General features: G+C 33.4%; 13 protein-coding genes. 1 reads left to right on the forward strand and 12 read right to left on the reverse strand.

Annotated features, from left to right (window positions below; translation table 11 throughout):
• Positions 1-17 precede the first annotated feature (17 nt).
• The 6 genes from ASF10_RS01865 to ASF10_RS01890 all read right to left on the reverse strand — a co-directional run bounded on the left by ASF10_RS01865 (position 18) and on the right by ASF10_RS01890 (position 5,381).
• Positions 18-926: a pseudouridine synthase gene (locus ASF10_RS01865; RefSeq protein WP_056244646.1), complete on the reverse strand. Its 909-nt coding sequence runs from the start codon at positions 924-926 to the stop codon at positions 18-20.
• 379 nt (positions 927-1,305) lie between these two features.
• Positions 1,306-2,262, reverse strand: a complete 957-nt coding sequence (locus ASF10_RS01870) for a geranylgeranylglycerol-phosphate geranylgeranyltransferase (RefSeq protein ID WP_056244649.1) — start codon at positions 2,260-2,262, stop codon at positions 1,306-1,308.
• A 63-nt stretch (positions 2,263-2,325) separates the two neighbouring features.
• Positions 2,326-2,916 (reverse strand): hypothetical protein, encoded by a 591-nt coding sequence (locus tag ASF10_RS01875; protein WP_056244651.1) that lies wholly within the window; start codon positions 2,914-2,916, stop codon positions 2,326-2,328.
• 70 nt (positions 2,917-2,986) lie between these two features.
• Positions 2,987-3,925 (reverse strand): mevalonate kinase, encoded by a 939-nt coding sequence (locus ASF10_RS01880; RefSeq protein ID WP_056244655.1) that lies wholly within the window; start codon positions 3,923-3,925, stop codon positions 2,987-2,989.
• 50 nt (positions 3,926-3,975) lie between these two features.
• Positions 3,976-4,230 carry a hypothetical protein gene (locus tag ASF10_RS01885; protein WP_056244659.1) on the reverse strand — a complete coding sequence of 85 codons (255 nt, stop codon included), beginning with the start codon at positions 4,228-4,230 and terminating at the stop codon, positions 3,976-3,978.
• Positions 4,231-4,277: 47 nt separating this feature from the next.
• The gene (locus tag ASF10_RS01890; protein WP_056244662.1) at positions 4,278-5,381 is read right to left on the reverse strand and encodes a diphosphomevalonate/mevalonate 3,5-bisphosphate decarboxylase family protein; all 1,104 of its coding nucleotides are present in this window, start codon (positions 5,379-5,381) and stop codon (positions 4,278-4,280) included.
• Positions 5,382-5,522: 141 nt separating this feature from the next.
• Between ASF10_RS01890 and ASF10_RS01895 the strand changes: the two genes are divergently transcribed.
• Positions 5,523-5,999, forward strand: coding sequence for a TspO/MBR family protein (locus ASF10_RS01895; RefSeq protein WP_056244665.1), 477 nt, complete (start codon positions 5,523-5,525; stop codon positions 5,997-5,999).
• A gap of 4 nt (positions 6,000-6,003) precedes the next feature.
• Here the strand turns inward: ASF10_RS01895 and ASF10_RS01900 are convergent, their stop codons facing one another.
• From ASF10_RS01900 to ASF10_RS01925, 6 genes are all read right to left on the reverse strand, one after another.
• Positions 6,004-6,753: a hypothetical protein gene (locus ASF10_RS01900; RefSeq protein ID WP_056244668.1), complete on the reverse strand. Its 750-nt coding sequence runs from the start codon at positions 6,751-6,753 to the stop codon at positions 6,004-6,006.
• 142 nt (positions 6,754-6,895) lie between these two features.
• Complete coding sequence (locus tag ASF10_RS01905) at positions 6,896-7,543, reverse strand: HAD family hydrolase (protein ID WP_056244671.1); 648 nt, start codon at positions 7,541-7,543, stop codon at positions 6,896-6,898.
• A 4-nt stretch (positions 7,544-7,547) separates the two neighbouring features.
• Complete coding sequence (locus ASF10_RS01910) at positions 7,548-8,756, reverse strand: NAD(P)/FAD-dependent oxidoreductase (RefSeq protein WP_056244674.1); 1,209 nt, start codon at positions 8,754-8,756, stop codon at positions 7,548-7,550.
• A gap of 98 nt (positions 8,757-8,854) precedes the next feature.
• Positions 8,855-9,532, reverse strand: coding sequence for a glycerophosphodiester phosphodiesterase (locus ASF10_RS01915; protein WP_056244675.1), 678 nt, complete (start codon positions 9,530-9,532; stop codon positions 8,855-8,857).
• 152 nt (positions 9,533-9,684) lie between these two features.
• On the reverse strand, positions 9,685-11,274 hold the full coding sequence (locus tag ASF10_RS01920; RefSeq protein ID WP_082472366.1) for an alpha-amylase family glycosyl hydrolase: 1,590 nt from the start codon (positions 11,272-11,274) through the stop codon (positions 9,685-9,687).
• A 473-nt stretch (positions 11,275-11,747) separates the two neighbouring features.
• The gene (locus ASF10_RS01925) at positions 11,748-13,625 is read right to left on the reverse strand and encodes a glycoside hydrolase family 13 protein (RefSeq protein ID WP_056244678.1); all 1,878 of its coding nucleotides are present in this window, start codon (positions 13,623-13,625) and stop codon (positions 11,748-11,750) included.
• Between the last annotated feature and the right edge of the window lie 10 nt (positions 13,626-13,635).

Raw genomic sequence — 13,635 nt, forward strand, 5'->3', positions numbered from 1 at the left:
CAATTTTGAGACGTTTCTTAAACGTTTTTCAAATTGATAATTTCTTGCTCGGTCAAAAAACGCCAGTTACCTCTTGGTAAATTCTTTTTTGTTAAGCCGGCAAATGATACACGATCTATACGTAAAACATCGTAGTCAAAGCTTTCGAAAATCGCACGAACCACTTTTACATTCGATGAACGCAATTTAAGACCTACTTCGCTTTTTGCTTCTTTCTCGATATAACTAACCTCTTCAACAAACACTCGGTGCCCGTCAAGAACAAGACCTTTGCTTATTTTTTCTAAATCCTCAAATTTTAGATTTTTATCTAGAGAAACCTGGTAGATTTTTGATGATTTCTGACTCGGTAAAGTAAATTTACGAATCATATCCGTATCATTCGTAAACAACAACAAACCAGTTGTGTTTTTGTCCATTCTTCCAATTGGGGCAATTTTTGCCGTTGTAGAACCACGAACAAGTTCAAGAACGTTACGATATTCCTGACCTTCGTCAAGAGCTGTAGTAAAGTTTTTAGGTTTGTTCAGTAAGATGTATTCTTTCTTTTCAGGAGTCAGAACAACGCCATCAAAATTAATAACATCGTTTAATTTAACTAAATAGCCCATTTCAGTTACCGGTACGCCATTTACTTTAACGTTTCCAGACTGAATGTATATATCAGCATCACGACGGGAACAAACACCAGAATTAGAGATGTATTTGTTCAAACGAATTTCGTCTGCAGCTTTTTGTCTTTTTGGAGCCTGATTCTGTTTTTTAAGTTTTTGCGCCGCTTCTTCTTCCGCAGCCTTAACAGCAGGTTTCACTTTTTTTGGCCCTTGAGCGCGCTTCGCCATAGGAGGTTTTGGCTTGTTAGAGTTTGGTCTAGAGCTATTTGGCCTAGAACCACCTCTTTTATTATTGCCTTCCTTATTGTTCATAAATTCTGTAATTTGTGCAAAGATAGTTTATTCTTGCTAAATAATCCTAAGTTCATTGTTCTTAGATTAATAGCTATTATTTTTTGGACTTGCAGGAGCAGTACAATTGGCTTTTTTTAGGCATGTTTCCCCGCTTTTGTTCCAATCTTTTGTTTTTTTAAAGGAAAAAAACAAAAGGATTTCCACGCAATCGGGGCTATTTTTCAGGCAATTGGCTTTTTTTAGACATTTTTAAAGGAGGATTTTACCACAAAGATTCACAAATAATTTCATAAAGATTCACTGGGTTTTTTTAAGCTTTGTGTAATTCTGTTATCAGTCCTTTCAAACAAAAAAACAGCGAAAACCAGTAAAACCAATAAAATCCTTGGGCAATTATCTAAGACTTTAAAAGTAAATTCTTTCCGTGCCACAAAACACTCGGATTAATTAAAACGATGCAGCAAACACCTGAAACAATCAAAAATTTCAACACATTGTGCAAAAGTAAAAATTGTTGTTTTGAGTTTGATCCCCATAAATAGATTAAGAAAAATAATAAAACCCCAAAACATACATAAAAGTAAATGTCCATGTAGCCCACATCATAAATATTGATTAAGATATAAACCGGAATTACGGTTAAAATGGTCAAAACGGTAATGATTTGTTTAGAAACTGTTTCGTTATAAATTATCGGAATCGTTCTGTAATTGTTAACCAAATCACCTTTAAGATTCTCAAGATCTTTTATCATTTCCCGAATTAGTAATAGCAAGAACAAGAAAACAGCATGTGCTGAAATTACCATGAAATGGCTCATATGATCTTCAATCTCTTCAAATGAAATCTTATTATAGAAATATAAAAGAATTGCAAAAAAAGGAATTACAGCCATAAAAGCAGCCGTTAAATTGCCAACAATTGGATATTTCTTTATTTTATGGGAGTAAAACCAAATCAGAAAAATATATGCTGAAAAGAATATAAAAGCTCTCCAGGAAACAATTAAAGCCATCAAAGCGGCAATAAAATTTAATGTAAAATAAACTGAAAGTTTTGTTTTTTGACTAACTAACCTGTCCAGCATTGATTTGTTGGGTCTATTGATTAAATCTTTCTGGCTGTCATAAAAGTTATTGATAATATATCCTGAAGCAATCGTAATCGCCGAAGCAAAAACGATTAAGAATAAATTGAAATCTAGTAAAATATCAAGCGCTCTTTTTTCCGGAGCCAATATAAAAATAGCAGATAAATATTGTGCCAAAACAATAATCGGAATATTATAGCCTCTCACTACTGAGAACAGACTAACAATTTTCATTACTAAAAGTTTGTGCTGTCTGCTTAACATTTTTTGAAGTTAGTTTGGGATTTTAATTAAAGGCTTGTTTAAAAATAGGGTTTGAAGCAAACATTAAAGTTTGTCATTTAGTAATGCTGCAGAACCAAGGCCAAGTTTTCGAATGCAAGCTAAGGCTTCTTTTTGAGAAATTCCTACTTCTGTGATATCTTTTTTTTCTACAAAACAAACAGAACCACTCCACGGACTTGGTGCGTCCGGAATAAAAACCGCAAAATTGTTTTCGTTTATTTGCTCAATCAAAAAAGCAAATTGCAGTCCTGCATCTGTAGGAACGAGGATAACTTTTAAGTTTTCATTAGATTCAAAACCCATTATACTTTCATTTATGCCTTTCATAAATGAATATCCGGGAACGAAACTTAAAATTCCGTTTTCCAGTTTTTGAATCAATTTTTTTGCATGAGCTGTTCTGGCAATTAATCCGGCAGTTATACAAATAATAAATATGATTAAGATCGCGACAATTTCTTCAATTGTCAATCCCAGAATTTTCACTTTCGGAAAATAATTTATTATCGGAAGTGTAATCTTCTGAATGATATGGTATCCTTTTTCAAGAATAACCAATAATAAAACAAGTGGAGCTAAAAACAGAATTCCTCCTAAAAAAGTTGTTTTGATAATCTTTAAAATACTTTTCATATTAAATAACTTTTACGGTGATAATTCTAAGAAAGCATATTCAATAGGCTAGTTTTTTAGCAATTTAACTTTAGAATTGGTAAACAACCTCTAATTTATAGTCTTTTAGAGATATTTTAGCACGTTCTAGATCCTCAGTAAAACCTAGAATATAACCACCTCCGCCAGAACCACAAAGTTTTAAATAGTAATCATTTGTGTCGATTCCGTTTTGCCAGATACCATGAAATTGTTCCGGTATCATTGGCTTAAAGTTGTTTAAAACTACTTTTGATAGCTTTTTAGTATTCATAAACAACGATTTCATGTCGCCATGTAAAAAGTTTTCTACGCAAGCATCAGTATACTTAACGAATTGGTTCTTAAGCATCGCACGGAAACCTTTGTCTTTTAGGTTTTCCATGAAAATGTTTACCATTGGTGCAGTTTCTCCAACAATTCCAGAATCTAATAAAAACACAGCACCTTTTCCGTCAAAACTTTGAGTCGGGATTCCGGTTGCTTCGATATTATCTTTAGAATTAATTAATATTGGAATACTCAAATAACTGTTTAAAGGATCTAAACCAGAGCTTTTTCCGTGGAAAAAACTCTCCATTTGAGCAAAAATATTTTTAAGTTGTAACAGTTTTTCACGAGTTAAATTCTCTAAAACTGTTATTTTGTATGTAGCATATTTATCGTAAATAGCAGCAACAAGAGCGCCACTACTACCAACTCCGTATCCTTGCGGAATACTTGAGTCAAAATACATTCCGGCTTCAACATCATTCTTTAAACTTACCAAATCAAAAGCAACCAATTCCGGTTGTTCCGTTTGTAAATTTTCAAGGTAAGTTGTATAACGTCTTAAACTTGCGTTTGATGCGATTGCTTCTGCCGAAGGTTCTTCGGATTTCTTCAATGCACCATTATAAAAATTATAAGGAATAGAAAGTCCTTTCGAGTCGCGGATGATTCCGTATTCTCCAAAGAGTAATATTTTTGAGTAAAATAATGGTCCTTTCATGTTTATTTAATGTCTTTCTTTAATTTGGGGAAGAAGTTTTTCTTCGTTTATTAACCTTTAATGTATAATCCGATAATCATCATGGCCAGAGCAAAAAACAGACCAACAAACCATTTTATCATGTCATTTTTTGCTTCTGTAATTTCTTTTTTTACGAAATCTTTGGTAGCAATTTCATTTTTGTCTTGTCTAATTTCTTCGCTAATGGTTCTGTCAATTGCTTCAACAAATTCTTTAGCCTTTGCCTCGTCGAGATTAAGTTCTTTTCTAAATAAATCGTAAAGTTTTATAGTTGCACTATTCATAATTTTTTAGCTAAAAAAGGTATTCTGACATATAAAGATACGGAAAATTATAATGCAATTGCACCGTCTCCAATTTGGTCGCAAATGTACTGACGATTCTGACAAAATACAACTAATTCGTCCTGAATAAATTGTAATACTTTCCCGCTAACGTTTTCGGGATAAAGTACATGAACATTTGCTCCGGCATCAAGCGTAAAACAAACCGGAATTTGTGTTTCATTTCTGAATTTCCAGATTGCATTTATGATCTGTAATGTGTTTGGTTTCATTAAAATAAAATACGGCATCGATGTCATCATCATAGCGTGTAATGTCAAAGCTTCACTTTCGACCACTTTAATGAATTCGTCTAAATTTCCGTTTTCGAAAATAGCAATCAATTGATCGAGATTTTCGTGTGCCTGAGCAAAACGTCTTTCGGCATATGGATGATTGTGCATCAAATCATGTCCAACGGTACTCGAAACTTGTTTTTCGCCTTTGTCTACCAATAAAATGGTATCCTGATAGTTCTTGAAATTTTCATGAATAGCATATGGAAATTCAACTCCGTATAAATCTGAACTTCCTTTTATATTTGCTTGATTTCCCCAGGCAACAACATTTCCTTTCACGCTTCGGCAAGCGCTTCCTGAGCCTAAACGAGCCAGAAAAGATGCTTTTTGATAGAAATAATCTTCTGTCATTTCAGGGTTTAGCACTTTTTCTAAACTCATAAAATTCATTGCCAAAGCTGCCATTCCTGAAGCCGAAGAAGCAATTCCGGAACTGTGTGGGAATGTGTTTTGTGTGTCGATTGTAAAATGATAGGCTTTCAAAAAAGGCAAATAAACTTCAATTCGTTCTAAAAACTTCTGAATTTTAGGTTTAAAATCTTCTTTTGGTTTTCCTTCAAATAATAAATCAAAACAGAAGCCATTATTTGTTTCGCTTAAAGGAGCTGCGGTGTATCGTTTAGAGAAAACCAACTTTGTAATGGTTTTACAATTATTAAGTGTAAAACTTACCGAAGGATTTGCCGGAATTTGATTGTCTTTTTTTCCCCAATATTTTACTAATGCAATATTGCTGGGAGCGCTCCATTCAAAGTTTCCGTTTTCGATCGTTGAAGTATATTTTTTTGGAATAAAATCAGTTGCTTTAAACATGAATTATAAAATTTTGGCAAAGATAGTTTTTAAATATTTTCACCATATAAGTTATATAAGAAAATATAAACTAAAATGAACTTGTAGTGTTTATATGGTTTAACCTTTCTTTTTAACTATTTTTGGATAAAATTTAATAGAATGAATAAGGTAGTCAAAATCATAATAGCGCTAGTAATTTGTTTAATGGTTGGGTATTCTGCAAGTGTCGTAACAAGACCAAGTGTTGAAAGTTGGTATCCAACGCTTGTAAAACCTGCTTTTAATCCGCCAAATTGGATTTTTATGCCGGTTTGGACACTATTATACATATTAATGGCGGTTGCTGCCGGATTAGTTTGGGATAAAATAAAGGAACAAAACCAAGAAGTAAAAGTTGCACTAGGATTCTTTTTGATTCAATTGACATTGAATGCTATTTGGTCGTATATATTCTTTGGACTAAAAAATCCAATGTTGGCTTTAATCGAAATTGCATTATTATGGCTGATGATTTATGAAACTTATTTAAAGTTTACCAAAATAAACAAAACTGCGGGATATTTATTAATTCCTTACATGGCATGGGTTGCTTTTGCAGGGATTTTGAATGCAAGTATTTGGTGGTTGAACAGGTAGTTTTTTAATTTCCGGATTCTGCCTTTGCTTTTTTGAACATCTCATTTTTAGCATACAAAAAATCCATTGTGGTCAATATATTATTGTTTTCTAAAAGTTTTGCAGATCTTGGGTCAGCATCGCAGAAATCAATAAAGAGATCTTTTTCTTCGGGCTTTAATTTTAATTCCTGAGTGAAAAAGGCATAAGGAATCGATGCTGCTACTAATTTTTTGAAACCAGTTTCTGAAGTTTTCTTTTTGAGTTCTTGTTGTTTGTCTTTTTTAAATAAATTAAAAAGTCCGGTTCCCATTCGGGCAAAGTCCATACCATTTGCAATTGTTCCGTCGTTTACGCCAGTATATTTTTGTAAAGATTGGTTGTCTTTTGTAAATTTTATATTATCGATATCTTTTTGAGAAGTGCTTATTTTATCAAATTTTATATTGGTTACTATTACTTCTTTTAATTCTTCGGCTTTGATAGTCATATTTACAGTAAGATTGTCCTGATCAATAACTTGAGGAGTTATTTTTAATCTTGTAAAAAAATAATCTTTAGAGAAAAATAACAAACTGTCGTTTGCCTGAACCAGAATAGCAAATCCTCCCAGATCATTTGTTCTTGTGCTGGTTTTTGCCGTTTTATTGATAACCTCAACTTTATTAAGCGGATTATTATTGGAAAGAACTTTTCCGTGAAGTAATTTTTCTGTTTGAGAAATAGAAATTTGGTAGGCAAGAAGGGAAATTGTAGTAAGTAATTTTACTTTCATTTAATGGCATTTAGTTCAGTAAAATTATTAGAATAGTCTTAATGAAAACTTAGCGAATCTGTAAATTCTTGTTAATTCGATTTTGGATATTTTATAGTCTGTTATTGCGATTTATAATCTCAATCGCAGAAACTTTTCTTTTTTATATTATTTCAATTAGTTCCAAGGCGTTGTTCAGTACCAGCTTTGCACCATTTGTTTTCAATTCTTCTTCGGTTCTGTAACCCCAGGAAACTCCAACCGGAAACATATTAGCATTTATAGCGGTCTGCATATCAATATCTGAATCGCCAACAAAAAGGATTTCTTCGGGTTTTAAATTCCAGTTTTTACTTATTGCTACCGCTTCAAACGGATTTGGTTTTTTAAGTTCTTCTGTACTTAAACCAATTGCAGTATCAAAATAATCAGGAAATATTTCTGCCGCAATCTTTTTGGTCAACTCATCGGCTTTGTTTGAAAATACTGCTAATTTGATATTTCGTGAAAGTAAATTATCTAATAATTCGATAATACCTTCGTATGGTTTCGTTTTTAACGTACAGATTTTTCGGTATTCATTAACCATGCAATCAAAACAAATTGCAATTTGATCTTCAGAATTGTTTGATGCCGGCAACGCTTTGCTAACAAGATTGCGTAAACCGCTTCCAATAAAATATTGATAAGTGTCGTAAGTATGAGTAGGGTAATTTAAACCTGTAAGAACAGTATTCATTGCATCTGAAATGTCTTCTAATGAATTTACTAACGTTCCGTCTAAATCAAAAATAATTCCTTTGTATTTCATTCTATTAAATATTATTAGCTAAAATAAACCCGCTTGTCCAGGCATTCTGAAAATTAAAACCTCCGGTAATCGCATCAATATTAACAATTTCTCCGGCAAAATATAAGTTTTGATGCAGTTTGCTTTCCATGGTTTTAAAATTGATTTCTTTTAAATCAATTCCTCCGGCAGTTACAAATTCTTCTTTAAAAGTACTTTTCCCATTTACTTTAAACTCGGCTTTTGTGAGTTGAGCCGCTAAGTTTTGTAATTGAATTTTAGACAAATCTGCCCATTTTGTTTCGGCTTCAATTGCTGATGCCAAAACCAAACTTTCCCACAAACGATTTGGGAAGTCAAAAGGAGATTTTTTAGAAACGGCTTTTTTAGCGTGTTCTTGTTTCAGGTCTTTTAGGACTTTCTCTGCATCTTCGGTTTCAACATCATTTAACCAATTTACATAAATCGTAAACTGATAGTTTTTATCAAATAAAGTACGAGCGCCCCAAGCCGAAAGTTTTAAAATCGCAGGACCGCTCATTCCCCAATGTGTGATCAATAAAGGTCCGGTCGATTCGAGTTTGGTATCTTTTACGTTTATGGTAACTTGTGCCGCAACGCCGGGTAATTCTTTTATTCTTGAATCTTTTATGTTAAAGGTAAATAGGGAAGGGACAGGGCTTACAATGGCGTGTCCTTGTGTTTGCAGCATTTCCCAAATTTTAGGATTACTTCCTGTTGCAAGCACTAATTTTTCAGTAGCATAATTTTCATCTTGTGTATCAATTTTCCAATGATTCTCAGCTTTAAAGATCGATTGTACGCTTTGACCTGTTAATACTTTAATGCCTAGTTTTCCGGTTGCTTCCAGAAAACAATCAATAATAGTTTGTGATGAATTAGAAACTGGAAACATTCGTCCGTCGTCTTCGATTTTAAGTTCAACGCCATGTTTTTCGAACCATTCGATTGTATCTCCGGAACAAAACTGATGAAAAGGACCGCGAAGTTCTTTTTCGCCACGTGGATAAAATTTCACCAATTCGTTAGGTTCAAAACAAGCGTGAGTTACATTACATCTTCCGCCGCCGGAAACACGAACTTTAGAGAGTACTTCTTTTCCTCTTTCTAAAATGGCAATTTTAAGTTTTGGATTTTTCTCTGCAATATTAATAGCGGTAAAAAAACCTGCAGCGCCTCCGCCAACAATGATTATATCGAAATTTTTGATCATATTTTATTTTTTGTCACAAGAGTTTTGGCCACGAATTCACGAATTTTTATTCTCAAACATTGTCAAAAAATAATTCGTGAATTCGTGGCTATTACACTTTATAGTTTATCCGGAAAATCAGAGATAATTCCGTCTACGTTATAGTTTTTTATTTTTTGAATGTCTTCTGTTGTATTTACTGTCCAGGGTAAAACCATAAAACCTTTTTCTTGTATTTCCTCAACATTTTCAGGATTCAATAATTGATAATCCGGATGAATGGCGTGTGCTTCTATTGATTCGGCGAAAGCCAAAGCTTTGTTCAGATCTTCTTCTGTCAAAACTCCAATTGCAATATTTGAATTTAGATTTGATGTTTCCTGTAGTAAATCCCAATCAAAACTTGAAACGATAAAATGTCCGTAATTCCAGTTTTTATCAGCAATATATTCTTCGATCAAAGCAGCGACTTTACTGGCAGTTCCTAAACCTTTTAGTTCTATATTGATTAGGCATTTTTTGTCGACTAAATCAAAAACCTCATTTAAAGTTGGTATTTGATATTTTCCATCAATCAAAAATGTCTTTAATTCAGACAAAGAAAAAGCATTTACAGAACCTTTTCCGTTGGCTGTTCTGTCGATTGTTTCGTCATGAATTACTATAATATGTCCGTCAGAGCTAAGGTGAACATCCAGTTCAATTCCGTCAGCATTTAAGTCCAATGCTTTTTGAAAGGACTTTAGAGTATTCTCAGGTTCATATCCTTTTGCACCGCGATGAGCTATTTTTAGCATGTGTGAAGATTTTAACCGCAAAGGTCGCAAAGTTTTAGGCAAAGGCCGCTAGGATTACAAAAAAAGTTAGTTACAGATTAAAAAGATTAGCACAGATTTTAAAAATCCTTTTAATCTGTGGCTAAAAACTTTTCGAATAAATTTCTCTGCGTTTAAATGCTTTCTAATAAAACAAGTCCAAATTCAGAATCAACAATTGCTTTGCCATTTTGAACTTCTGTTTCTTTTCCTGAGAAAGCATCTTTTAATTTGGTACCGTCTTTAAAAATAGATTCTACCGGAAGTTCTTTTAAACCAATACCAAGATCTAAACCAATTATGACTTCATCTTTATAATTTTGATTGGTATAACTTCTGGAGAAAATATAAGGTTTTTCAGAGATCATATTATGTATTCCTGCGCCAACAGAGGGATGATTTCTGCGGAATTGTCCTAATTTTTGCCAATGCAAAAGTATACTTTGTGTTTCAGGATTGTTTTGAACATCATCCCAATTCATGAAAGATCGCAGAGTAGCATCGCCTTCTGCGCCTTCGATTACGAGAGAACGTCCGGATTCATCACCATAATAAACCTGAGATATTCCGGGAGAAAGTAATAATTTGGTTCCGGATTCAAAGGTTCTTTTACGATCAGCATCAAAAGGATCCGGATCATCATGTGAGGATATATAATTAAGAATACTGTAACCGTTTAATTCATTTTGAAGTTTGTTCGAATACTTCGAAAATATAACTTCATAATCATTTTGAGTATCTAGTTTAAACTCAAAATTGATCATACTATTAAACCCATTCTGAAAATAATTTACTTTTCTGTCTCCAAAATCATAATCTTGTCCGCCGCTTATTCCGTAACCGTAAACTTCTGCAATTGTATAAAACGGATTTTGATCTAAAATTTCTAAAGGATGGTGTTTTTTCCAGGTTTCGAATGCATAATCACATTCTTTTTTAAAATCTAGCCAAACATTTTCTTCTGTATGTTTTACTGTATCAGCTCTGTATCCATCAATTCCAAATTCCAGAATATAATCGGTTAGCCATTTTATAATGTAATATTTAGGGGATCGGGGATATTTTGTTCTCTCGAAAAACTCGTTTAATGAGGCAACTTCTTTATCATAGCAACCTTCATTTTTCCATTTTTCGATTAAAAAAGAAGGCAATGCAACATTCTGATTACTTTCGGTTCTTACGTCCGGAAGATTGTCTACTAAAGTACACATTGTTGTATTTTCGAATGATTTGTAATCACAAACAACACCTGTTCGAACCCATTCTTCCGGCCAGATAGGATCTTCAGGAGTTACTGGTCCGGTATGGTTGATAACGCCATCAAGCATAATTCGGATTCCTTTTTCATGGGCTTTTTTGACCAGATTTGCCAGATCTTCTTTGGTTCCAAAATTTGGATCTAATGATGTCCAGTCTCTGGCCCAATAACCATGATATCCATAACTAAGTCCGGTTCCTTCATCAACGCCATCGTGAATTTGCTCTACAATTGGTGTAAGCCAAATTACATTTATTCCTAATTGATCAAAGTAACCTTCGTCGATTTTTTTAATGATTCCGATGATATCGCCACCTTCAAAACCACGTAATTTTCCCGGAGTTTTATTTCGGTTAAAATGGATATCGTTCGAAGAATTTCCATTATAAAAACGGTCTGTAAGTAAAAAATATATGTTTGCGCCTTCCCAAACGAAAGGGTTTTTTGAAGTATTGTCTTTATTCATTCAGATTTATTTATTGTCGAGGCACAGCGTAGTGCGTCTTTACATGCAAAGAATCTTAAAGATAAAGAAAGGAAAGCATATAATTTTAAAAACCGCCACGAATTCACGAATTATTGTTTGATATAGTTGTTGAATTTGTGGCGGAAAATGTATAGTGTAAAATTTAAACACATAGAAACATAGATTTATTCTCTTTGAAAAGGTGAAAATAAATGATACATCATTTACACATAGCTATCAAAAAAAACCGCCACGAATTCACTAATTATTGTTTTATATAGTTCTTGAATTTGTGGCGGAAATTCTGAGTGTAAATTTTGAACACATAGAAATATAGATTTTATTCTCTTTGAAAAGGTGAAAAATAAATGATACATCATTTACACATAGTTATCAAAAAAAACCGCCACGAATTCACGAATTTTTCTAAAACATAATTCGTGAATTCATGGCGGAAAATATTATTTTTAAATTTATTCTAATTCTAAAACAATAGCTGATTTTGGTTCTAAAGAAATTTCAGATGATAAATCGAATGTTTTTCCAGTCAAAATATCTTTTCCTGATTTAAAGTTTTTGATGTTTTCTTTAAAGCGATTTGTTTTAACTACTTGTTGCGTTGTATTGTTATTAAAAACGACCATAACCGTTTTAGCATCTGTATATCTAAAATATACATAAATGTTATTTTCCGGAATGTAATGTGTCATTTTCCCGAAATGAACGGCTTCATTCGATTTTCTCCAAGTGAATAATTTTGATGTAAAATCGAAGAATTTAGCTTGTTCAGCAGTTCTTCCACCTGCGGTTAACGCATTGTTTTTGTCTCCGGCCCATCCGCCTGGAAAATCCTGACGAATATCAGCATCGCCACTTTTGCCTTTATCACCGCCCATTCCAATTTCTGAGCCGTAATACAATTGTGGAATTCCGCGAACGGTTGCCAATAAAGTCATGACCATTTTGTATTTCGTAAAATCGTATTTATAAGTATGATTGATGCGGTCTGTGTCGTGATTTTCAGCAAAAACTAAAATGTTATTTGTATTTGGATACAAATAATCTAATGCAAAATTGTTGTAGAATTTAATCATTCCGTTATCCCAGGTTGCATTATCGTCATTAAAAGCGGAACCAATCTGATCTTGCAGCGTAAAATCCATTACGCTTGGTAAATTCGAATTGTAGTTTTCGATTGCTCCAATTTTACTGTCTTTTTGCCAATAGGCTAAATTCGCCTGATTGTGCATCCAGATTTCTCCAACAATATTAAAGTTTGGATATTCATTCGTAATAGATTTTGCCCAATTTGCCATTGCAGCAGCATCAGAATAGTTATAAGTATCTACTCTAAAACCGTCAAGATTGGCAAATTCAATCCACCAAATTGCATTTTGAGTTAAATATTTTGCTACCAAAGGATTTCTTAAATTCAAATCCGGCATCGAAGGCACGAACCATCCGTCTACACAAACTTCCTGATCTAATTTTGAGGCGTGAATATCTGTAATAACTTCACGACGGTGATGTGTTTGGGTATAATTTTCGAATTGATTGATCCATGATTTTGTTGGTAAATCTTTGATCATCCAGTGTGTAATTCCCCAGTGATTGGTTACGTAATCCATAACAAGTTTCATGTCTTTTTTATGCATTTCTGCAGAAAGGCGAGCATAATCGTCGTTTGTTCCGTAACGCGGGTCTATTTTGTAAACATCAGATTGTCCGTAAGTATGATACGAATGTTGTTTGTCATTGTCTTCGCATAAAGGCGTACTCCAAATTGTAGTTGCGCCAAGAGATGAAATATAATCCAGGTTTTTGATAATTCCTTCGATATCTCCGCCGTGACGTCCGCTTGGATCCTGACGATTTCCTTTTTCGGTTAAACTGGCATCGCTGTCGTTTTTAGGATTTCCGTTAGCAAAACGATCCGGCATAATCAGGTACATCATATCTGATGCATCGTAACTTTTTCTGTTAGCCGAATTTGCTCTTCTTTCTTTAAGAGAATATTTCTGCGTAAAGGCAACTTTGTTTTTGGTTTTGAAAGAGAAAACCAATTCTGAAGCTTTTAAGTTTTGTGTATCAATAGTAACGAAAAGGTAATTAGGATTCTCTGTTTTTTCAACATTTTTAATCACCACATTATTTGAAACCGAAGTTTCATATTGTGCAATGTTTTTTCCGTAGAACATAATTTGTAGTTCCGGATTTTTCATTCCTGCGTACCAAAATGGCGGTTCTACTTTCTGGATTTGCGCTTTCGCGGAAGCGGAAAATAACAGAACCAATAAAAGTATTATATAGAATGAATGGTTTATCTGAAATGATATTTTAGGAGTATTCATAATTTGTATG

This window comes from Flavobacterium sp. Leaf82 (assembly GCF_001422725.1).
Lineage (GTDB): Bacteria > Bacteroidota > Bacteroidia > Flavobacteriales > Flavobacteriaceae > Flavobacterium.